This is a genomic window from Kitasatospora sp. NPDC058046, from assembly GCF_042885595.1.
GTDB lineage: Bacteria > Actinomycetota > Actinomycetes > Streptomycetales > Streptomycetaceae > Kitasatospora.
Window position 1 is genome coordinate 395,018 of sequence record NZ_JBHVRS010000006.1, and the last position, 20,443, is coordinate 415,460.

Here is a 20,443-nt window from a genome sequence, read left to right on the forward strand (position 1 = left end):
GCGAGCGCGATGCCCGGCCGGAACGAAACGGGAGGCGAACTGTGCTGACGGAGGCCGCGAACGAGGCCGCGCGCCCGGACCTGTCCGCGCCGGTCAGCGAGGCGGGCCGCAGGCTGCTCGGCCTCGTCTCCGAGCAGGTGCCGGCGATCCGCGCCGACGCCGACGTACGGGACCGGACCGGCACCTTCCCGGTCGAGGTCTTCGAACGCTTCGCACGCGCCGGCGTGCTCGGGGGCACCGTCCCGGCGGAGCTCGGCGGGCTCGGCGTGGACCGCCTCCACGACGTCGCCCTGGCGCTCCAGGAGGTGGCCCGGGCCGACGCCTCGACGGCGCTCGCCCTGCACGTCCAGTTCAGCCGGGGCCTGACGCTGGCGTACGAGTGGCGCAACGGCAAGCCGGAGGCCGCGGCGCTCGCCGAGCGGGTGCTGCGCGCCATGGCGACCGGCGAGGCGCGGGTGTGCGGCGCCGTCAAGGACCCCCCGGGCACCGTGACGCGGCTGGAGCCGGACGGCTCCGGCGGCTGGCTGCTCTCCGGCCGCAAGACGCTGGTGAGCATGGCCCCGGTGGCCACCCACTTCTTCGCCTACGCCCTGGTCGAGGCGGACGGCCGCACCTGCCTCGCGGCGCCCCTCGTCGCCCTCGGCACCCCCGGCCTGACCGTCCTGGACACCTGGGACGGCCTCGGGATGCGCGCCTCCGGCACCTGGGACATCGCCTTCGACCGGTGCCCCGTACCGGACGCCGACGTGCTGGTGCGGGGCCCGGTCGGGGAACGCGGCGACGCCGCGCTGGCCGGGCAGACCGTCAGCTCGATCACCATGCTCGGCATCTACCTGGGCGTCGCCCGGGCCGCGCGCGACGCCGCCGTGGAGTGGCAGCGGGAGCGCCCCGGCGCGCCCGCCGCCGTCCGCACGCTCGTCGCCGAGGTCGAGGCCCGTCTGTACGCGGCGCGCGCCACCACCGCCGCGGCCCTGGCCGAGGCCGACGCGCTGACCGCCGGCGTGCCCGATCCGGCGGTGCGCGGCCCCCGGATGATGACGGCGTTCCAGTGCGCGAAGCTGACGCTCAACCGGCTCGCGCCCGACATCGTCAACGACTGCCTCACCATCGTCGGCGGCGCCTCGTACGCCGGGAGTTCGAGCCTGGCCCGGCTCTACCGGGACGTCCGGGCCGGGTGGTTCATGCAGCCCTACACCTACCCCGACGCCGTCGACCACCTCAGCGCGCGGGCGCTGCGCATCGACCGGGACGACGACTACATGAGCACCCGCGCCGCCCGCCCCGCCGGGCGGCGCTGACCCACCGAGGAGGGCGCAGATGACAACGCGGGTATGGGACTACCTTCCGGAGTACCGGAACGAACGCGAGGACCTGCTCGACGCCGTCGAGACGGTGTTCGGCTCCGGGCAGCTGGTGCTCGGCGCGAGCGTGCGCGGCTTCGAGGCGGAGTTCGCCGCCTGGCACGGGCTGGACCACTGCGTCGGGGTCGACAACGGCACCAACGCCATCGTCCTCGGGCTGGAGGCGCTCGGCGTCGGGCCGGGCGACGAGGTCGTCACGGTGTCCAACACGGCCGCCCCGACCGTGGTCGCGATCGACGCCGTGGGGGCGGTGCCCGTCTTCGTCGACGTGCGCGAGGACGACTACCTGATGGACACCGACCTGCTCGCGGCGGCCGTCACCGACCGCACCAGGGCGATCGTCCCCGTCCACCTCTACGGCCAGTGCGTCGACATGGACGCGGTGCTCCGGGTGGCGCGCGACCACGGCCTGGCGGTCCTGGAGGACTGCGCCCAGGCGCACGGGGCACGCCACCGCGGCCGGACGGCCGGCACCATGGGCGACGCCGGCGCCTTCTCGTTCTACCCGACCAAGGTGCTGGGCGCGTACGGCGACGGCGGGGCCGTGGTCACCCGCGACCCGGACACCGACCGCGCGCTGCGGCGGCTGCGCTACTACGGGATGGAGGAGACCTACTACGTCGTCGACACCCCCGGCCACAACAGCCGGCTGGACGAGGTGCAGGCCGAGATCCTCCGGCGCAAACTGACCCGCCTGGACGCGTACATCGAGGGCCGCCGGAGCGTGGCGCGCCGGTACGAGGAGGCGCTCTCCGACCTCGCCGCCCCCGACGGCCTGGTGCTGCCCCGGACCACGCCCGGCAACGAGCACGTCCACTACCTCTACGTGGTGCGCCACCCGCGGCGCGACCTCGTCCTGAAGGAACTGCTCCGGCACGACATCGCCCTGAACATCAGCTACCCGTGGCCCGTCCACACCATGAAGGGGTTCCGCCACCTCGGCGTGGGCGAGGGCGCGCTGCCCGTGACCGAGCGGCTCGCCGGCGAGATCTTCTCGCTGCCGATGTACCCCTCGCTGCCCCCGGACCTCCAGGACCGGGTGATCGAGGCCCTGCGCGAGGTCCTGGCCGGGCTCTGACCTCCCGCTCCCCCGCGCCCGCAGCCGTGCCGACGACGATGACGATGGAGGCCCGACGATGACCGACCGGATCGACACCGCGCCGCCCGCCCCGCCCGCCCCACCGCACCCGTGCCGGATCTGCGGCGCGGCGACAGAGGAGTTCCTCGACCTCGGCCGCCAACCGCTCTCCGACGCCTTCCCGGCGCGGACGCCCGTCGCCGACGAGTTCTTCTACCGGCTCCGGGTCGCCCGCTGCACCGCCTGCACCATGGTGCAGCTGGTCGACGAGGTGCCCAGGGAGCGGATGTTCCACGAGGACTACCCGTACTACTCCTCCGGGTCGGCCGTGATGCGCGAGCACTTCGCCCGCACCGCCGGCGGGTTCCTGGCCTCGGAACTGGCCCGCGACGGCGCGTTCGCCGTCGAGATCGGCTGCAACGACGGGGTGATGCTCCGGACCGTCGGCGAGGCCGGCGTCCGCCACCTCGGCTTCGAACCCTCCCGCAAGGTCGCCGAGGTCGCGCGCGCAGCCGGCGTGCGGGTGCGCGGCGACTTCTTCGAGGAGGCGACCGCCGCCGACGTCCGGCGCGCGGAGGGGCCCGCCGACGTGATCTACGCGGCCAACACCATCTGTCACATCCCCTACCTGGAGTCCGTCTTCCGCGGCGTCGACGCACTGCTCGCACCCGACGGCGTCTTCGTCTTCGAGGACCCGTACTTCGGCGACGTCGTCGAGAAGACCTCCTTCGACCAGATCTACGACGAGCACTTCTACCTCTTCACCGCGCGCTCCGTCCACGCGATGGCCGAACGCTTCGGCTTCGAGCTCGTCGACGTCCGCCGACTGCCGGTGCACGGCGGGGAGATCAGGTACACCCTCGCCCGGCCCGGCACCCGGCGCCCCTCGCCGGCCGTGGGCGAGCTGCTCGCCCACGAGCAGGAGCGGCGGCTCGCGGCCCCGGACACCCTGCGCGGCTTCGCCGACGCCGTGGCGGCGGTCCGGGACGACCTGCTCGCACTGCTCACCCGGCTCCGCGACGAGGGCCGCACCGTGGTGGCCTACGGCGCGACCGCCAAGAGCGCGACGGTCGCCAACTACTGCGGCATCGGCCCCGACCTGGTCTCCTTCGTCTGCGACACCACCCCGGCCAAGCAGGGCCGCCTGACCCCCGGAACGCACATCCCGGTGCGCCCCGCCGAGGCGTTCGCCGACCCGTACCCGGACTGTGCGCTGCTCTTCGCCTGGAACCACGCGGACGAGATCATGGCCAAGGAGACCGGTTTCCGCGAGGCCGGCGGCCGGTGGATCCGCTACGTCCCCGAGGTACGCGTCGACTGACCGCGGCCCGCCCGGCCGGGGAACGGCCTTCCCCGGCCGGCCCGCGAGGAGAGGAGTGCCATGGACGTACGGGAGTTGGCGGTCGAGGGCGCGCTGGAGTTCACCCCGCGCGTCTTCCCCGACGACCGGGGGGAGTTCCTGTCCGGCTACCAGGAGGCGGACTTCCGCGCGGCCACCGGGAGGACGCTGTTCGCCGTCCGACAGGCCAGCCACAGCCGGTCGCGGAGCGGGGTGCTCCGCGGGGTGCACTACACGGCCACCCCGCCCGGCTGCGAGAAGTACGTGACGTGCCCGCGCGGGCGGGCCCTGGACGTCGTCGTCGACCTGCGGGTCGGGTCCCCGACCTTCGGGCGGTGGGACTCCGTCGAGCTCGGCTCGGACCGGTACCGCGCCGTGTACCTGCCCGTGGGCGTGGGGCACCTGTTCCTCGCGCTGGAGGACGACACCGTCGTGTCCTACCTGCTGTCACGGGAGTACGTCCCGCGCAACGAGCTGGCGCTGTCGCCGTTCGACCCCGCGCTGGCCCTGCCCGTCCCCGAGGCGTCCCGGACGCTCCTCTCGCCGCGCGACCGGGACGCGCCGTCGCTCGCCGAGGCCCGCTCCGCCGGGCTGCTGCCCGACTACCGGGAGTGCCGGCGGGCCGGGTCCGGAGGGCGGTGATCGGCTAGCCTGGACCGCAACGCTGGGGAGGTCCGGGTGGCGGTCGTCGTCGAGGAACTGCTGCGCCGGTCGGCGCCGCGCGCGCTCGGCCTGCTCACCCGCCGCCACCCCACGCAGTTCGACCACTGCGAGGACGCCATGCAGGAGGCGCAGCTCGCCGCGGTCGTGCAGTGGCCGAGGGACGGGGTGCCGGACAACCCGGTCGCCTGGCTCCTCACCGTCGCCACCCGCCGCCTCCAGGACGTGATCCGCAGCGAGAGCGCCCGGCACCGGCGCGAGGCCGTGGTGGTGGCCCGGTCGGCCGCCGGCGAGCCGGCCGTCCCCCCGGCCGACGAGGCCGGCCCGGGCGACACCGACGACACCCTGCGCCTGCTGTTCCTCTGCTGCCACCCCGAGCTCTCGCCGCAGGCCCAGGCCGCGCTGACGCTCCGTGCGGTCGGCGGGCTGACCACCGCGGAGATCGCCCGTGCCTTCCTGGTGCCGGAGGCCACCATGAGCCAGCGGATCCGGCGGGCGAAGCAGCGGGTGAAGGAGGTCGGGGGCGGGTTCCGGATGCCCGTCGGCGAGGAGGGCGCCGCGCGGGTGCAGGTGGTCCTCCAGGTGCTGTACCTGATCTTCAACGAGGGGCACACCGCGTCCAGCGGGTCGAACGTGGTGCGCCCGGACCTGACGGCGTGGGCGCTGCGCCTGGTCCGCGACCTGCACCGCGCCCTGCCGCAGGAGGGCGAGGTGGCGGGGCTGCTCGCGCTGATGCTGCTGACCGAGGCCCGGCGGGACGCCCGCTCCGCACCGGACGGCGCGCTCGTCCCGCTCGCCGACCAGGACCGCACCCGGTGGGACCGGGACGCGATCGCGGAGGGGGTCGCCCTGGTGGCCCGGACCCTCGAACGCTTCGGGCCCGGCCCGTACCGGTTGCAGGCCGCGATCGCCGCCCTGCACGCGGAGGCGCCCGGCGTCGCGGAGACGGACTGGCCGCAGATCCTGATGCTGTACCGCATCCTGGAGCGCATCGCGCCGAGCCCGGTGGTCACGCTCAGCCGTTCGGTGGCGACGGCCATGGTCCACGGCCCGCTCGCCGGGCTGGAGGTGCTCGCCGAGGTCGCGGACGACCCCGCGCTGGCGCAGAACCACCGGGTCGACACCGTCCGGGCCCATCTGCTGGAACTCGCGGACCGCCCCGCCGAGGCCGGGGCCGCCTACGAGGCCGCGGCGCGGCGCACCGAGAGCGACCCCGAGCGGCGCTACCTGCTGGCGCAGGCGGAGCGGGTCCGTCAGCCGGGCGGGTCCCGGGGCGGCCCGGCCCGGCGGTGAGCCGTCGGCCCCGGGGCGGGCCGGTGCGGGGACGGGGCGGCCCGGCGGGCCGGTGCGGGGGTCAGGCCGGGTAGCGGTGCTTGGCGGTGAGCCCCTCCAGGACCGGGACGAGGTCGTGCGGGCTCGGCAGGGCGGCCGACTGCGCGGACACCCGCGCGGCGCCCTCCCGGAAGGCCGGGTCCTCCAGGACCCGCCGCAGCTCGGAGCGGAGCAGCTCGCCGGTCAGCCCGTCGGCGTCGGCGACGTAGCGGCCGGCGCCCTGCTCCTCCAGCCCGGAGGCCATCGCCACCGGCCCCCACCACTTCTCGCTCCAGTACACGTTGGGCACGATCAGCTGCGGGACGGCGTGTTCGACGGCGGCCGCGAAGGCCCCCGCCCCGCCGCTGTGGATGACGGCCGCGCAGGTGGGCAGGAGGTCGTTGAGCGGGACGAAGTCGACCACCCGCACGTTGTCGGGAACGCGGAGCCCCGGCGGGAGTTGACCGGGGGCGAGGGTCGCGACCACCTCGACGTCGAGGTCCGCGATGGCCTCGAAGACCTCGCGCGGCGAGGCGGACACCCCGTGGCCGCGGCCCTCCCGGTGCGCCAGTCCGAGGGTGAAGCAGACCCGCCGCCGCTCAGGGCGCCGGTACACCCAGGACGGCGTGGTGCTCGGGCCGTTGAACGGGACGTGCCGCATCGGGACGTACGGGATCCCGGCCGGACGCCAGACCCAGGTGGGCATCGGGAAGACCGTCCACTGCCCGAGGACCGCCTCCTCGTCGAACTCCACGCCGAACCGGCCGAACACCGGCTCCAGCCACTCCCGCAGCGGATCGACGCCGTCCCAGTCGGAGCCCTGCGCCCGCCACTGCGCGCGGCAGGCCGTGCGCAGCTGGCCGAGCCCGTCCGCGCCGAACAGCATGCGGGCGTGCGCCGCCCCGACCCGGCGGGCGGCGGGCGCGCCCGAGAGGACGAAGGTGTCGGAGACGACGAGGTCGGGGCGCCACAGCTCGGCGAACGCGACCAGGTCGTCGAAGGACGAGTCGGGGTTGAAAAGCGTCCGCCAGCCGGCCGCGTTGGAGGCCAGCTCGGCGGTCGGGTCGCCGAGGGGGTAGTCGCTCTGGTGCGACTTCCGGCCCCCGGCCGGCGCCGCCGGGGCGCGCTCCGGCTCCGACCGCGCCATCAGGTCGCCGAGGTCGACCTCCTCGCCGATCGGCACGGGCGTGAGCCCGGTGCGGACGACGTCCTCGGTCAGGCGGGGCGAGCAGGCGACCCGGACCTCGTGGCCGGCCGTGCGCAGCGCCCAGGCGAGCGGCGTCTGCACGTAGAGGTGCGAGCGGAACGGTGCGGTGACGAACAGTACGCGCAACGGGCCCTCCGAGCTCGGACGAATCCCGGTGATTCTGGCACCGCGGCGGACGGCCGCACTTCTCGCGGAGTGCTGTGTTCGGGGCGGCGGGGGCGGCGGACGGCCAGGCCGGCCGGGAACAGCACGATCGAGGAAGCCCCCGCCGGCCGGTCCTCCTAGCATCGGCAGCCATGGATGACAGGTACGCCCCCAGCGCACTGTGGGAATACAACAACTCCGTCAAGGTGACCGAGCAGGGCGTGGCCGAGCTCGGATCCTTCAAGTCCGAGCCGGTGAACTTCAAGCTCGCCCTCTGGGATCCGCAGGTCAACGGCGTTCGCTACCTCAAGGCGCTCATCTTCGAACTCGCCACGCGGCTCACGCCGGAGAACCGGTCCCGCCTGCGCCGGATCCGCGGCCGCGAACTCGGCTCGCCCATCACCGTGACCCACGACGGCGACCGGGTCTGCATGGACTACCTGCTCGCCGTCCACGAACTGGACTTCATCTCCCGCCACCTCCCGCTGGACGGCGCCCGCGTCCTGGAGATCGGCGCCGGCTACGGCCGGACCTGCCACGCGATCTTCGCCAACCACCGCGTCGAGGAGTACTGCATCGTCGACCTGGCCCGCGTGCTCTCGCTGTCGCGGGCGTACCTCGGCAGGGTGCTCGCCCCCGAGGACTTCGCGCGCGTAAGGTTCGTCCCGGTCGACGACACGGACGACCTGGACCGGGCCCTCGGCGGGAGCCGCTTCGAACTCTGCCTCAACATCGACTCGTTCGCGGAGATGCCGCCCGGGACGGTGCTCAACTACCTCGACCTGGTCGACCGCCGGTGCACGGCGCTCTACGTGAACAACCCGGTCGGCAAGTACCTGGAGAAGGAGCTGGACAACCACGCCCAGGGCGAGGAGGTCGTCCGGATGGCCCTGGCGACCGGGCTGCTGCGGGACGTCCTCGACATCCACGACAGCCGCGCCGTCGAGGCGCTGGCGCCGAAGTTCCTCTCGTCCTACCGCCCCGGGCCGCACTGGGAGACCGTCGCCGACGGCGGGGCCGTCCCGTGGAGCTACTACTGGCAGGCCCTGTACCGGCGGTCCACGGCACCCGGTGCGGGCCCCGACGAGGGCTCCGACGCGGGCTCCGACGCGGGCGCCGGCGCGGCGTGAGCGGCCCCGTCGCGGCGGCGCGCCGCCCCCGCGTCACCGTGCTGGGCGCCTCGGGCTTCGTCGGCTCCGTCGTCCTCGGGGCGCTCGCCCAACGCCCGCTCCGGCTGCGCGCGGTGGCCCGGGGGGCGGTCGCCGTGCCGCCCGCCGGGCGGGCCGAGGTCGAGGTGGTCGCCGCCGACGTGACGGACCCCGAGGCCCTCCGGGCCGCCGTCGCCGGGTCCGACGCGGTCGTCCACCTGGTCTCGCACGGCGCGGGGTGGCGCGGCACCGGCCAGCCCGAGGAAGCGCTGGGGCGGACCAACGCCGGCGTGATGAGCTCGCTCCTGCCGGCCCTCCGGCAGGAGCGCGCACGGCGCGGCGGCGCCCCCGTGGTCGTCCTGTTCGCCGGTTCGACCTCGCAGGCCGGGCCGGACGCGCCGATCCCGGTCGACGAGTCCGCGCCCGACGCCCCGGCCAGCCCGTACGACCGCCAGAAGGCGGCGGCGGAACGGGAGTTGCTGGCCGCCACGGCCGAGGGCGCGGTGCGTGGCGCCTGTCTGCGGCTGCCGACGGTCTACGGCCGCGGCGCACCGGCGGGGCGGGGCGACCGGGGGGTGCTGGCGACGATGGTGCGCCGCGCCCTGGCCGGGGAGCCGCTGACGATGTGGCACGACGGCTCCGTACGGCGCGACCTGCTCCACGTCGACGACACCGGGCGGGCCTTCCTGGCCGCCCTGGACCGGCCCGACGCGGTCGCCGGCCGGCACTGGGTGCTCGGCACCGGGCACGGGGAGCCGCTCGGGCGGGTCTTCCGGGCGATCGCCGACGGCGTCGCGGTGCGGACCGGCCGTCCCGCCGTGCCGGTGGTCTCCGTCCCCCCGCCGGAGCACGCGCTGCCGACCGACCTGCGGAGCACCGTCGCGGACTCCTCGCGGTTCCGCGCCGCGACCGGATGGCGCCCGCTGATCCCGCTGGACGCCGGACTCGCCGACCTGATCGCCAACCTCGCGGACCTCGCGGACCTGTGACCACCCGGGCCGGCATCCGCACGCCCCACCGCCCCGGCGCCGCCCACCGCGCCGCTCGCGGGCGGGTCTTTTGCCCGGAACCCCTTGACAGGTATAGACCACTCCGCTTGAGTCTGGGGCAGCCCCGCACCGGCCCGCACCCCGGTCGGCCCGTCCCCCACGACGTGCCCCCACCCCGCGGGGCCCGGCTCCCCTGCCCCGACGTCCCTACCTCCACGACCGTGCGGCCCCACACCGCACAAGGGGTGATCAAGTGTCCACGAAACGCCTGCTCGCACTGCTCTCCGCCGTCGCCACGGCGCTGACGGTGCTCCTCCTGCTGCCCGCGACCAACGCCAGCGCCGCCGTCTGCGCCACGCCCTGGAGCTCCTCGGCCGTCTACACCGGCGGCGCCGCCGTCTCCTACAACGGCCACAACTGGCTCGCCAAGTGGTGGACCCAGAACGAGCCGCCCAGCACCGGCGGCTCCGGCGTCTGGTCCGACCAGGGCGGCTGCGGCACCGGCCCGAGCCCGACCGCCACGCCGACGTCCACCGGCACCCCGAACCCGGGCGGATTCCCGGTCAGCCAGGCCCAGTTCAACCAGATGTTCCCGAACCGGAACGCCTTCTACACCTACCAGGGCCTGATCGACGCCCTCTCCGCCTACCCCGCCTTCGCGGCCACCGGCAGCGACACCGTCCGCAGGCAGGAGGCCGCGGCCTTCCTGGCCAACGTCAACCACGAGACCGGCGCCCTGGTCTACGTGGTCGAGCAGAACACCGCCAACTACCCCCACTACTGCGACAGTTCGCAGCCGTACGGCTGCCCGGCCGGGCAGGCCGCGTACTACGGGCGCGGCCCGATCCAGCTGAGCTGGAACTTCAACTACAAGGCGGCCGGCGACGCCCTCGGCATCGACCTGCTGCGCAACCCCAACCTGGTGCAGACCGACCCGGCCGTCGCCTGGAAGACCGCGCTCTGGTACTGGAACACCCAGAACGGGCCGGGCACCATGACCCCGCACAACGCGATCGTCAACGGCTACGGCTTCGGCGAGACGATCCGCAGCATCAACGGCTCGCTGGAGTGCAACGGCGGCAACCCCGCGCAGGTGCAGAGCCGGATCGACGCCTACCAGCGCTTCACCCAGCTGCTCGGCACCGTGCCGGGTGACCACCTGGGCTGCTGAACCCGCACGGGCCCTCCGCGGTACGTCACCGCGGAGGGCCTCGGCGCCGCTGCCGCGTTCCCCGGTGCCGGTCCCGGCCCCGGCGGAACCCGCCCGGGGCCTCAGCCGGCGGCGCCGCCGTCCTCCTCCCGGACCGGGTCGGGCATGGTCCAGCGGTCGGCGCGGCGGGGGTGGAGGTAGGCGTAGTAGTAGGCGTAGCCGACGGCCGTCATCCCGACCGCGATGGCGATCGGGCGCCAGTCGGCCCGCACCGACTCGTAGCCGACGTAGAGCATGATCGCGACGACGCCCAGCGGGACATACGGCCAGCCGTGCATCCGGTAGGGGGCCGTGGCGGTGGTCCCCCTGATCCGGCCGAACAGCGCCGACAGCGCGACCAGGACGTAGACCACGACCAGGGTCGACCCGGTGGCCAGGATCAGCGTGTCGAGCGAGACGAGCCAGCCGACCAGCAGCGTGGCCACGCCCATGGTCAGGGTCGCCGCGAGGGGCGTGCGCAGCCGGGGGTGGACGGAGGCGAGCGGGGCGCCGACCCGGTCCGGCCAGGCCCGGTCGCGGGCCGAGGAGAAGAGCAGCCGTCCGCTCTGCAGCATGATCGCGATGACCGCGTTGACGACGGCGACGGCGATGCCCAGGCTGACCACCGTGTTGACGGTGGAACCGGCCCGCTCCAGCAGGAAGTAGCTCATCGGTGAGGCCGCCGACATCAGTCCGCTCATGCTCGGCGTGCCCAGCAGCACCCCGACCAGCGGCAGGCACTCGGCGGCGACGGTGATCCCCAGCGACCAGAGCACCACCCGGCCGATCGAGGACGCCCGCCTGGTCTCCTCCGCGAAGTACACGGCGGTGCCGTAGCCGTTGTAGGCGAAGATCGCGGTGGTCGTGAACGAGGCGACCAGCCCCCAGGACGCCCCGACCAGCACGTCGCCGCCGGCGCCGCCGAGCGCCTGCGGGGTCCACAGCACCGAGACCGGCTGGTCGACGTGGACGAAGCCGAGCACGGCCAGCACCGCGACCGCCGCCAGCTCCAGGAGCAGGAAGACCCCGGTGACCCAGGCGTTGGTGCGGATGTCGAGCACCGCGACCAGCGAGGCCAGCGCGATCACCGCCAGCCCGGTCCCCTTCCCGTCCAGCGCGCTCCAGAGCACGCCCAGGTAGCTGCCGGTGCCGAGGGCGATGACGGCGGTGACCAGCACCCCGCCGAGCAGGCTGAGCGCGAACAGCGCGAACCCGGTGGACCGGCCGAGAGTGCGCGCCGCGAAGGCGTACTCGCCCCCGGTGACCGGGAAGGCGCTGGACAGTTCCGCGTAGCAGAGCGCCATCAGCACGCCGACCGCCGCCGCGAGGGCGAAGGCCACGGCCGCCGCGCCGCCGAGGCCCCGGATCACCGCCGGCATCACGATGAACACGCTGGAGGCCGGGGTCACCGAGGAGAGGGTGATCAGCATGTTCTCGCGCAGGCTGAGCGAGCGGGAGAGGTCCTGGGCGTAGCCGGCCGACGGCGCGGAGCCCGGGCCGTCGGAGCCAGAATCTACGGTGGCGGGGTCGGTGGCGCGGGGATCGGCCATCGTGCTCCTTCCGAGTCCATGAAACTTCGTCGGAGTTCTTTGGCACAGAAGTCAAAGTTCTGCGATAGTTCCACGTCAAGAGGTACGACGTGATCCGACATCAGTGACAAGGAATGCGATGGCCCGAGCAAAGAACCAGGCCGCCCGCCGCGAACAGCTGGTCCTCGCGGCCACCGAGGCCGTCGGACGGCACGGCCTGGCGCAGCTGCGCGTCGCCGACATCGCGGACGCCGCCGGCGTCGCCCGGGGCTCGGTCAGCTACTACTTCAGCGACATCGGCGAGCTGCTCCAGCAGGTCTACCAGCGCGCCGCCGACCGCTTCTTCACCAGCCGCAGCGCCGTCGCGGCCGCGCTGCCGGACGCCCGCGACAAGCTCGTGGCCTGCGCCCGGCTCGGCCTCCCGGACGGCCCGGACGACGAACTCGCCCTGGTGCTGTACGAGTTCAGCTCGGCCACGCACGACAACCCGGTCTACTCCGCACTCGCGCAGAGCCTGTTCGACCGTCAGGTCGCCCTCTACGCGAGCATCCTGGAGATCGGCCGGGCCCAGGGCCACTTCGAGCCCACCGCGCCGGCCCTCGACCTCGCCGCCAACCTGGTCGTCCTGGAGGACGGCTACGGCCTGCACATCGTCTCCCGCAACGCCTCGCTCACCCCCGAGCGCTCGCTGGAGCTGCTGCTCGGCTACGCCCGGACGGCGACCGGCTGCCCGGACCTGCGCCCCGACCGGGCGGTGGACGGCCCGGCCGCGCGCCCCCGCGACTGACCTCCCGCGCCCCAGCCCCTGCCCCTGCCCCGCGAGGAAGGATCCACATGACCACGCTCTCCACCCCGTCCGGACGCCCCCGGGCCCGTGCCCTCGGCCTGCTCCTGGACGGCACCCCCGGCCCCGCCAACGCCCTGACCGACGTCCCCGGCGTACGGATCGGCTACACCACGCTCGTCGAGGGCGAGCACGTCCGCACCGGCGTCACCGCGGTGCTCCCGCGCGGACGCGAGGGCGTGGGCACGCCGTGCGCGGCCGGCTGGTACGCGCTGAACGGCAACGGCGAGATGACCGGGACGACCTGGATCGAGGAGACCGGCGCGCTCAACGGCCCGATCATGGTGACCAACACCCACGCCGTCGGCACCGTGCACCGGGGCGTCGTCGACTGGACCGCCGCCCACCGGCCCGACCTCGCCCGGCAGTGGCTGCTGCCGGTGGTCGCCGAGACCTGGGACGGCTACCTCAACGACATCAACGGACCGCACGTCCGCGCCGAGCACGCGATCGCCGCGATCGAGTCGGCGGCGGCCGGGCCGGTCGAGGAGGGCTGCGTCGGCGGCGGCACCGGGATGAACTGCTACGGCTTCAAGGGCGGTTCCGGCACCGCCAGCCGGGTCGTCCGCTACGGCTCCGCCGAGTGCACCGTGGGCGCCTTCGTCCAGGCCAACTTCGGCGACCGGCGCGAACTCGTGGTCGCCGGCGTCCCGGTCGGGCGGGAGCTGTCGGCGGACAACCCGATGGAGGACGACGACTGGTTCGCCCCCGGCGGGGCCGGCTCGGTGATCGTCGTGATCGGCACGGACGCGCCGCTGCTGCCCGGCCAGTGCAAGGCACTGGCCCGCCGGGTGCCGCTGGGCCTGGCCCGGACCGGCACCAGCGGGGGCCACTTCTCCGGCGACGTCTTCCTCGCCTTCTCCACCGCCAACCCGGGCGCGCTGGGCAGCTCCTTCCCCCGGGGCGAGCCCGGCGACACCGACTACGACACCCTGCGGTTCATCCCCTGGGGCCGGATCGACCCCTTCTACGAGGCCGTCGTCCAGGCCGTGGAGGAGGCGGTGCTGAACGCCCTGGTCACCGCCGAGGAGACGACCGGCCGCGACGGCCACCGCTCCCCCGCACTCCCCCACCAGCGGCTCCGCGAACTCCTCGCGGCGCGCGGCGCGTTGGCGGCGGCCGAGGACGGGACACCATCCGTCCCGGGCGCGGGGCCGCTGTCCGCGTAGCCGTGGCCGTGACCGCGGAAGCCGTCGCGGCGCGGCACCGTACGGGCGTCCCGCACCCGGCCGTGCCGGTCCGCCGCCGGAAGGCCCCGGCGCCGTAAGGTCCTCTCCGGAAGACGAGGCCGACCGGTCACCCGGACCGGGGCGCCGGAAGGCGTCGGGCCGCGGGAAGAACGAGACGAAGGGCTGGCACGTCACATGCAACAGCGCAGTCTGCGGGACCTCCAGGTGTCGGCCATCGGCCTCGGCTGCATGGGGATGTCCGCCTTCTACGGCACCGCCGACCAGGACGAGGCCGTCGCGACCATCCGGCACGCCCTGGACCTCGGCATCACCTTCCTCGACACGGCGCAGGTCTACGGGCCGCTCACCAACGAGTCCCTGGTCGGCGAGGCCGTCCGGGGGCACCGCGACGAGTACGTGATCGCCACGAAGTTCAACTACCGCATGGACGGCGCCGTCCCGGGCGACATGTCGACCGTGGGCCGCCAGGACGGCTCGGCCGAGCACGTCCGCGGTTCCGTCCACGGTTCGCTCGCGCGGCTCGGCACCGACCGCATCGACCTGTACTACCAGCACCGGGTCGACCCGGAGGTGCCCATCGAGGAGACCGTCGGCGCGCTCGGCGAACTGGTCGCCGAGGGAAAGGTGCGGTACATCGGACTGAGCGAGGCGAGCGCCGAGACCATCCGCCGCGCCGACGCCGTCCACCCGGTCACCGCCGTCCAGAGCGAGTACTCGCTCTGGAGCCGGGACGTGGAGGCCGAGGTCCTCCCCACCTGCCGGGAGCTCGGGATCGGCTTCGTGCCGTACTCCCCGCTCGGCCGCGGCTTCCTCGCGGGCCGCTTCAGCTCCCCGGACGAGCTCGACAAGGACGACTTCCGCCGCACCAACCCGCGCTTCACCGAGGCCAACCTGGCGGCCAACCTCCGGCTCGCCGGGAAGGTGAAGGAGATCGCCGCGGAGAAGCAGGTCACCCCGGCCCAGCTGGCGATCGCCTGGGTCCTCGCCCGCGGCGAGCGCCTGGTGCCGATCCCGGGCACCAAGCGCCGCAGCTACCTGGAGCAGAACGCGGGCGCGGTCGACGTCGAGCTGACCGCCGAGGACCTGGCCCGCATCGAGGCCGAGCTGCCCGAGGTCGCGGGCGAGCGCTACGACGAGGACGGGATGCGGGCGGTCAACCGCTGAACGACCGCCGCTCCCGTCGCCGGCCCCGGAATCCCCGGCGACTGCCAGTGGGACGGCCGCCGCCCCCGGACCTCCGGGCCCGGGGGCGGCGGCGGGCGTTCGTCAGAAGTACCCCTCCCGCTTGCGGTCCTCCATCGCCGCCTCGGAGAGCCGGTCGTCCGCACGGGTGGCGCCGCGCTCCGTCGAGCGGCAGGCCGCGAGTTCCGCGATGACCTGGGCCGGGGTCGTCGCGTCCGATTCGACGGCTCCGGTGCAGGACATGTCGCCGACCGTGCGGTAGCGGACCAGCCGGGTCTCCAGCCGCTCGCCCTCCCCCGGGCCGCCCCAGGCACCGGGGGTGAGCCACATGCCCGCGCGGGCGAACACCTCCCGCCGGTGGGCGTAGTAGAGCGCGGGGAGGCCGACGCCCTCGCGCTCGATGTACTGCCAGACGTCGAGCTCGGTCCAGTCGGACAGCGGGAAGACCCGGACGTGTTCGCCGGGGCCGCACCGGGCGTTGTAGAGCCGCCAGAGCTCGGGGCGCTGGCGCCCCGGGTCCCAGCCGCCGGACCCGTCGCGGATCGAGAACACCCGCTCCTTGGCCCGGGCCCGGTCCTCGTCCCGGCGGGCCCCGCCGAACACCGCGTCGAACCCGTGCCGCTCGATCGCGGCCGTCAGCGGGACGCTCTGCAGCACGTTGCGGCTGCCGTCGGGCCGCTCCCGCAGCCGCCCGTCGTCGATGAACTCCTGGACGGAGACGACGTGCAGGCGCAGCCCGTGGGCGGCGACCAGGCTGTCCCGGTGGGCGAGGACCTCCGGGAAGTTGTGCCCGGTGTCGACGTGGAGCAGCGGGAAGGGCAGCGGCGCGGGGCCGAACGCCTTGCGCGCCAGGTGCAGCAGGACGATGGAGTCCTTGCCGCCGGAGAAGAGCAGCACGGGCCGCCCGCACTCGCCCACCGCCTCCCGGATGATCTGCACGGCGTCCGACTCCAGCAGGTCGAGCTGGGAGAGGCCGGGCGGGCCCGTGCCCGGTCCGTCGGGCGGAGCGCCGCCGGCCGTCACGGCGCGCACAGTCCCCGGTCGGTCAGGAGCGCGCGCAGCGCCCTGACCGACTCGGCCTCGCTCTGCCGGTCCGTGTCCAGCCTCAGGTCCGGCCGCTCCGGTTCCTCGTACGGGTCGTCCACCCCGGTCAGGCCGGTGAGCAGCCCCTCGCGCTGCCGCGCGTAGAGGCCCTTGACGTCGCGCCGGGCGCAGACCTCGACCGGCGCCGCGACATGGACCTCCAGGTACGCCGTCCCCGACTTCTCGTGCCGCCTGCGCACCGCCTCGCGGGCCTGCTCGTACGGGGCGATGACCGGCACCAGCGTGAGGACGCCGTTGCGGGCGAGCAACTCGGCCACCAGGCCCACCCGTTGGACGTTGGTGTCCCGGTCGGCGCGGGAGAAGCCGAGGCCGGCCGAGAGCAGGCCGCGCATCTCGTCCCCGTCCAGCACCTCGATCCGGCGGGCCTCGGCCCGCAGTTGCGCGGCGAGGGCCCACGCGATCGTCGACTTGCCGGCGCTGGGCAGGCCGGTCAGCCAGACCGTGGCCCCGGGGAGGCCCTCGCGGGAGGCGACGGGGCGGGACGGATCGTTCACACCCGCTAGAACGAGGCCGGCGCCGTGACGACACGATGCCGGGTTGCTCCGTACCCCCGCGGGGCTCCACGTCGTTGGGTTCCCATGTGAGCGCATCCTCCTTCCAGCCGGTCCCGTCCGAGCGCGACGGCGGCCGCCCGCGCCCGCCGAAGGTCTTCGGCCTCGGTCTGACGCGCACGGGCACGCGCTCCCTGACCGCGGCCCTGGGCGTCCTGGGGTTCGACGTCGTCCACTACCCGGTCGACGGGGCCACCTACCGGACGCTGCTGGCCGGCAGCGCGCGGTTCCCGCTGCTCGAATCGCACGACGGCCTCACCGACATCACCGTCGTGCCGTACTACCAGGACCTCGACCTCGCCTGGCCGGGCAGCAGGTTCGTGCTGACCGTCCGCGAGGAGGAGAGCTGGCTGCGGTCCTGCCGGACGCACTGGGAACGACCGCTGCCGGACCGGGGCGACGGCCGGGACGTCCGTCTCGAAGGCGACCTCCAGCGCTTCCTGCGGGCCGCGGTGTACGGCTGCCACGCGTTCCACGCGGAGCGGTTCCGCGGGGTGTACCGGCGGCATGTCGCCGAGGTGGCCCGGTACTTCGCGGACCGCGCCGACGACCTGCTCGTCCTCGACGTCGTCGGGGGCGAGGGGTACGAACGGCTCGGCCCCTTCCTCGGCGTGCCGGTCCCGGACGAGCCGTTCCCCCACCTCAACTAGCCAGGGATCCGGCCGGTACTCCGGTGAGAGTTCTCCCTCGGGCCCCGCTCACCAGGTCACGGGCAGTGACCGCATCCCGTAGATGAACGACTCGGTACGGAACTCGCGCTCGCCGGCCGGCCGCAGCCCCGGCAGCCGGCGGAACAGCGTCTCCAGGGCGATCTGGAGTTCGGCGCGGGCCAGCGGCTGGCCCAGGCACTGGTGCACGCCGAAGCCGAACGCCAGGTGCCGCCGGGCGTCCCGGTACACGTCCAGCTCGTCCGTCGCCCGGTGGCCGGCGCCGCCGAACGCCCCCTCGTCCCGGTTGGCGGTGGAGAGCATCGCCATCACGCCCTCCCCGGCCCGGACGGTGACGCCGCCCAGCTCCACGTCCTCCAGCGCCACCCGGGGCAGGCCGGTGTGCACGATGGTCAGCAGCCGCAACAACTCCTCCACCGCGCCCGGCAGGGTGGCCGGGTCGGCCAGGCCGGGGATCTGCTCGGGGTGCTCCAGCAGCAGCGCGGTCGACAGCGCGATCATGTTCGCGGTCGTCTCGTGCCCGGCGACCAGCAGCAGCACGCCCATGGCGGCCACGTCGACCGGGGTCAGGTCGTCCCGCGCCGCGAGCCGGCTGAGGACGTCGTCCTCCGGCTGTGCGCGCTTGCGGGCCGTCAGGTCGCGCAGGTAGTCATGGACCTCCTCCTGGGCCTCCCGGAGCTGCTCCACGGTGCTCTCCCGGTTGAGCATCGTGCGGCTCAGGCGCTGGAAGCGGTCGTGGTCCTCGTACGGCACGCCGAGCAGCAGGCAGATCACCAGCGAGGGCACCGGCAGCGCGAAGTCGGTGACCAGGTCGGCCGTGGTCCGGCCCTCGGTCATCCGGTCCAGTGCCCCGTCCACGATCCGCTGGATCTCCGGGCGCAGCGTCTCCACCCGCTTGACCAGGAACTCCCCGGTGAGCATGCGGCGCTGGCGGGCGTGCTCGGGGTCGTCGAGCCGCAGGAAGTCCGGATTGTCGGTGATCAGCTCGCGAGCGCCGGCGATCAGCAGCGGGAAGGTCGGGTGGCGAATGTCGGCACTGAACCGGCGGTCGGACAGCACGGTGCGGACCTCGGCGATGCCGGTGACCAGCCAGCAGAGGTCGCCGTCGGGCAGCACGGCCCTGGTCACCGGCCCGGTGGCGGCGGCCTCGGGGTACGCGGGCGGCGGGCCGAACGGGCAGCCGCCGGAGTGCCGGGCCGGCAGTGGGAGGACGGGGGTGGTGGGTGCGGTGGTCACGGCGGGGGTCTCCTCACGTCGCGGGTGTTCTCGTGGGGTTCGGGGCCCGGGAGGGTTCCCGGCGGCCTGCGGCGGGGGTCCGTCAGGCCCCGGTCCGCGCGGGCTCGTCCCCGGTGACGGTGATCGCCCGGCCCGGGCAGAGCTCGGAGGCGAGTCTGACGTCGTCGAACTGCTCGGGCAGCAGGACGGTCTGACGGAGCCTCACCAGACTGTCCCGTTCGTCCTGGTCGAAGACCGCGGGGGCGTTCGTCACGCACATGCCGGAGCTGCAGCAACGGTCCCGGTCGACGCTCACCTGCATGTCGGGCACCTTTCGCCAGGGCGGCGCCGGCTGCCCGGCGGCCGCCTCTCGTTGTCACGGTCAAACTAGCCGTCGCCGGTCCGCCTACGGACGGGTACGGTGGCCGGACCGAGAACGGCTGAATCAGCCCCTGTGCGTGAACCCCCATGGCCGCACAATGCGTTCAACCTGCGGTACTTCATCGGAGGGGTCGGCGGACCCGGCCGCGCGGACGGCCTCACAAGCCTTCGACGGTGGCCAACTCCCGCTCGGAGGCCACCGCATGGGCCTCGGCGGCGCTCCTGTCCGTCCGGTAGCGCACCACCCGGGCGAACCGCAGGGCCTGCCCGGCGGGGTGGCGGGGCCGCGCTGGAGGCCGTCGAAGGCGACCTCGACGACCGGTTCCGGCCGGACCGGCACCGTCCGGGCGTCCCCCGCCCGGTCTCCCGGGCGGCACCGCACTGGTCGTACGGCTCCGCTCATGACAGAACCTACCCGGGGCGGAGGCCTCGACGACGCCGCGTCGCGGTCAACGCCTCGGTACGGACGGTCTGTTCGAAGCGGCCGTCCGGGCTGATGCCGGTCAGCGCCGTCCGCAGGTCCCGTTCGAAGGCGTCCTTCCGGCCGCCGAGCCGGGCGGGGGTGAAGGAGGAGTGCGAGAACTGGAGGCCGATGACCTCGTCGAGGGTGCGGTCGATGCGGTACGTCCAGTGCGCGGCCGTGACGCGGGGGAAGGGGGAGCGACGGAGGATCTCGCGGTTCGACTCCTCCTGTTCCGGGCGGGAGCCGTCGTCTCCGCCGCCGGGGAGCGTGCGGTACGCCTCCCGTACCTCGTCCACGGCGCGCGACCACGCCGTCCCGGTCGGTTCCGTGGCGACGATGACCACGCCGCCCCGAGGGTTGACGAGGCCGTCGAGGTCGGCGAGGACCTGCTCGCGGGACATCCAGTGGAACGACCTGCCCATGACGCAGAGGTCCAGCGGGGGAAGGCCCAGCGCGCGCAGGTCCGAGGAGTCTCCCCGCCTCCACCGGATGGTGTCGACGCTCTGCCGTTCGGCGATCGACCGGCCTTCTTCGAGCATGCCCGGTTCCGGGTCCACGGCGATGACGCGGGCGACCAGCCGGGACAGCGGGAGGGCGAGGATGCCTGGTCCGCATCCGAGGTCGAGGGCCGTCTGGGTCCCGTCCAGCCCGAAGGCCTCGGCGAGGAAGTCGAAGAGCTCCCGCGGGTACCGCGGCTGATAGCGGGCGTAGTGCGACGCGCCGGAGGCGAAGAGCTCACCCGGGGAGGACATCCGGACCTCCGACGACCGGCCGGGGCGTGCCGGGCGGGTTCACCGCGGCCCCGCCCGGGCGGGTGAGGGGCTGCAGAGCCTCCGGCGGGCGGTCGGCGGCGGCCTCCCAATGGGCTCGCCTCCGGCCGGTGTGCGGCG

General features: G+C 74.4%; 19 protein-coding genes. 12 read left to right on the forward strand and 7 right to left on the reverse strand.

Annotated features, from left to right (window positions below; genetic code table 11):
- Positions 1–41 precede the first annotated feature (41 nt).
- From ACFVU7_RS16150 to ACFVU7_RS16170, 5 genes are read left to right on the forward strand one after another with little or no spacing between them, the layout of a single operon-like run.
- Positions 42–1,298, forward strand: coding sequence for an acyl-CoA dehydrogenase family protein (locus ACFVU7_RS16150; RefSeq protein WP_049650263.1), 1,257 nt, complete (start codon positions 42–44; stop codon positions 1,296–1,298).
- Positions 1,299–1,317: 19 nt separating this feature from the next.
- Positions 1,318–2,439, forward strand: coding sequence for a DegT/DnrJ/EryC1/StrS family aminotransferase (locus ACFVU7_RS16155; RefSeq protein ID WP_380739367.1), 1,122 nt, complete (start codon positions 1,318–1,320; stop codon positions 2,437–2,439).
- A gap of 58 nt (positions 2,440–2,497) precedes the next feature.
- The gene (locus ACFVU7_RS16160) at positions 2,498–3,760 is read left to right on the forward strand and encodes a methyltransferase domain-containing protein (RefSeq protein ID WP_380739365.1); all 1,263 of its coding nucleotides are present in this window, start codon (positions 2,498–2,500) and stop codon (positions 3,758–3,760) included.
- 60 nt (positions 3,761–3,820) lie between these two features.
- Positions 3,821–4,420, forward strand: coding sequence for a dTDP-4-dehydrorhamnose 3,5-epimerase family protein (locus ACFVU7_RS16165; protein WP_380739363.1), 600 nt, complete (start codon positions 3,821–3,823; stop codon positions 4,418–4,420).
- A gap of 36 nt (positions 4,421–4,456) precedes the next feature.
- Entirely contained in the window at positions 4,457–5,731 is a 1,275-nt protein-coding gene (locus ACFVU7_RS16170) for an RNA polymerase sigma factor (protein ID WP_388045519.1), read from the forward strand.
- A 61-nt stretch (positions 5,732–5,792) separates the two neighbouring features.
- On the opposite strand, the gene ACFVU7_RS16175 is transcribed toward ACFVU7_RS16170, so the two are convergent.
- Positions 5,793–7,082 carry an activator-dependent family glycosyltransferase gene (locus tag ACFVU7_RS16175; RefSeq protein WP_388045520.1) on the reverse strand — a complete coding sequence of 430 codons (1,290 nt, stop codon included), beginning with the start codon at positions 7,080–7,082 and terminating at the stop codon, positions 5,793–5,795.
- 170 nt (positions 7,083–7,252) lie between these two features.
- On the opposite strand from ACFVU7_RS16175, the gene ACFVU7_RS16180 reads away from it, so the two are divergent.
- From ACFVU7_RS16180 to ACFVU7_RS16190, 3 genes are all read left to right on the forward strand, one after another.
- Positions 7,253–8,230 (forward strand): putative sugar O-methyltransferase, encoded by a 978-nt coding sequence (locus tag ACFVU7_RS16180; protein ID WP_388045522.1) that lies wholly within the window; start codon positions 7,253–7,255, stop codon positions 8,228–8,230.
- Complete coding sequence (locus tag ACFVU7_RS16185) at positions 8,227–9,237, forward strand: NAD-dependent epimerase/dehydratase family protein (RefSeq protein ID WP_388045524.1); 1,011 nt, start codon at positions 8,227–8,229, stop codon at positions 9,235–9,237. The genes ACFVU7_RS16180 and ACFVU7_RS16185 overlap by 4 nt, the downstream gene beginning before the upstream one ends.
- A 253-nt stretch (positions 9,238–9,490) precedes the next feature.
- Positions 9,491–10,408, forward strand: coding sequence for a glycoside hydrolase family 19 protein (locus ACFVU7_RS16190; RefSeq protein ID WP_388045527.1), 918 nt, complete (start codon positions 9,491–9,493; stop codon positions 10,406–10,408).
- 101 nt (positions 10,409–10,509) lie between these two features.
- Here the strand turns inward: ACFVU7_RS16190 and ACFVU7_RS16195 are convergent, their stop codons facing one another.
- Positions 10,510–11,976, reverse strand: a complete 1,467-nt coding sequence (locus ACFVU7_RS16195; RefSeq protein ID WP_388045529.1) for an APC family permease — start codon at positions 11,974–11,976, stop codon at positions 10,510–10,512.
- Positions 11,977–12,094: 118 nt separating this feature from the next.
- Here ACFVU7_RS16195 and ACFVU7_RS16200 point away from each other — a divergent pair, with 118 nt between their 5' ends.
- The 3 genes from ACFVU7_RS16200 to ACFVU7_RS16210 all read left to right on the forward strand — a co-directional run bounded on the left by ACFVU7_RS16200 (position 12,095) and on the right by ACFVU7_RS16210 (position 15,153).
- Positions 12,095–12,742: a TetR/AcrR family transcriptional regulator gene (locus tag ACFVU7_RS16200; protein WP_387827723.1), complete on the forward strand. Its 648-nt coding sequence runs from the start codon at positions 12,095–12,097 to the stop codon at positions 12,740–12,742.
- Positions 12,743–12,789: 47 nt separating this feature from the next.
- On the forward strand, positions 12,790–13,968 hold the full coding sequence (locus ACFVU7_RS16205) for a P1 family peptidase (RefSeq protein WP_388045531.1): 1,179 nt from the start codon (positions 12,790–12,792) through the stop codon (positions 13,966–13,968).
- A gap of 195 nt (positions 13,969–14,163) precedes the next feature.
- Positions 14,164–15,153, forward strand: a complete 990-nt coding sequence (locus ACFVU7_RS16210) for an aldo/keto reductase (RefSeq protein WP_388045532.1) — start codon at positions 14,164–14,166, stop codon at positions 15,151–15,153.
- Between the two features lie 102 nt (positions 15,154–15,255).
- Here the strand turns inward: ACFVU7_RS16210 and cysD are convergent, their stop codons facing one another.
- Positions 15,256–16,194 carry a sulfate adenylyltransferase subunit CysD gene (cysD, locus tag ACFVU7_RS16215; protein ID WP_388045534.1) on the reverse strand — a complete coding sequence of 313 codons (939 nt, stop codon included), beginning with the start codon at positions 16,192–16,194 and terminating at the stop codon, positions 15,256–15,258.
- Positions 16,191–16,769, reverse strand: coding sequence for an adenylyl-sulfate kinase (gene cysC, locus ACFVU7_RS16220; RefSeq protein WP_049653039.1), 579 nt, complete (start codon positions 16,767–16,769; stop codon positions 16,191–16,193). The genes cysD and cysC overlap by 4 nt, the downstream gene beginning before the upstream one ends.
- Before the next feature lie 86 nt (positions 16,770–16,855).
- Between cysC and ACFVU7_RS16225 the strand changes: the two genes are divergently transcribed.
- Positions 16,856–17,476, forward strand: a complete 621-nt coding sequence (locus tag ACFVU7_RS16225) for a sulfotransferase family protein (protein ID WP_388045537.1) — start codon at positions 16,856–16,858, stop codon at positions 17,474–17,476.
- A gap of 48 nt (positions 17,477–17,524) precedes the next feature.
- On the opposite strand, the gene ACFVU7_RS16230 is transcribed toward ACFVU7_RS16225, so the two are convergent.
- The 3 genes from ACFVU7_RS16230 to ACFVU7_RS16240 all read right to left on the reverse strand — a co-directional run bounded on the left by ACFVU7_RS16230 (position 17,525) and on the right by ACFVU7_RS16240 (position 20,305).
- The gene (locus ACFVU7_RS16230) at positions 17,525–18,730 is read right to left on the reverse strand and encodes a cytochrome P450 (protein ID WP_388045538.1); all 1,206 of its coding nucleotides are present in this window, start codon (positions 18,728–18,730) and stop codon (positions 17,525–17,527) included.
- 82 nt (positions 18,731–18,812) lie between these two features.
- Positions 18,813–19,031, reverse strand: coding sequence for a ferredoxin (locus ACFVU7_RS16235; RefSeq protein WP_049653036.1), 219 nt, complete (start codon positions 19,029–19,031; stop codon positions 18,813–18,815).
- Between the two features lie 470 nt (positions 19,032–19,501).
- On the reverse strand, positions 19,502–20,305 hold the full coding sequence (locus tag ACFVU7_RS16240; RefSeq protein ID WP_388045541.1) for a class I SAM-dependent methyltransferase: 804 nt from the start codon (positions 20,303–20,305) through the stop codon (positions 19,502–19,504).
- Positions 20,306–20,443 lie beyond the last annotated feature (138 nt).

Bases quoted from the DNA above. Each gene is read 5' to 3' on its own strand.
- ACFVU7_RS16210 (WP_388045532.1), top strand. From the start codon at position 14,164: ATGCAACAGCGCAGTCTGCGGGACCTCCAGGTGTCGGCCATCGGCCTC.
- ACFVU7_RS16160 (WP_380739365.1), top strand. From the start codon at position 2,498: ATGACCGACCGGATCGACACCGCGCCGCCCGCCCCGCCCGCCCCACCG.
- ACFVU7_RS16205 (WP_388045531.1), top strand. From the start codon at position 12,790: ATGACCACGCTCTCCACCCCGTCCGGACGCCCCCGGGCCCGTGCCCTC.
- ACFVU7_RS16235 (WP_049653036.1), bottom strand. From the start codon at position 19,031: ATGCAGGTGAGCGTCGACCGGGACCGTTGCTGCAGCTCCGGCATGTGC.
- ACFVU7_RS16240 (WP_388045541.1), bottom strand. From the start codon at position 20,305: ATGTCCTCCCCGGGTGAGCTCTTCGCCTCCGGCGCGTCGCACTACGCC.
- ACFVU7_RS16155 (WP_380739367.1), top strand. From the start codon at position 1,318: ATGACAACGCGGGTATGGGACTACCTTCCGGAGTACCGGAACGAACGC.
- ACFVU7_RS16200 (WP_387827723.1), top strand. From the start codon at position 12,095: ATGGCCCGAGCAAAGAACCAGGCCGCCCGCCGCGAACAGCTGGTCCTC.
- ACFVU7_RS16165 (WP_380739363.1), top strand. From the start codon at position 3,821: ATGGACGTACGGGAGTTGGCGGTCGAGGGCGCGCTGGAGTTCACCCCG.
- ACFVU7_RS16180 (WP_388045522.1), top strand. From the start codon at position 7,253: ATGGATGACAGGTACGCCCCCAGCGCACTGTGGGAATACAACAACTCC.
- ACFVU7_RS16195 (WP_388045529.1), bottom strand. From the start codon at position 11,976: ATGGCCGATCCCCGCGCCACCGACCCCGCCACCGTAGATTCTGGCTCC.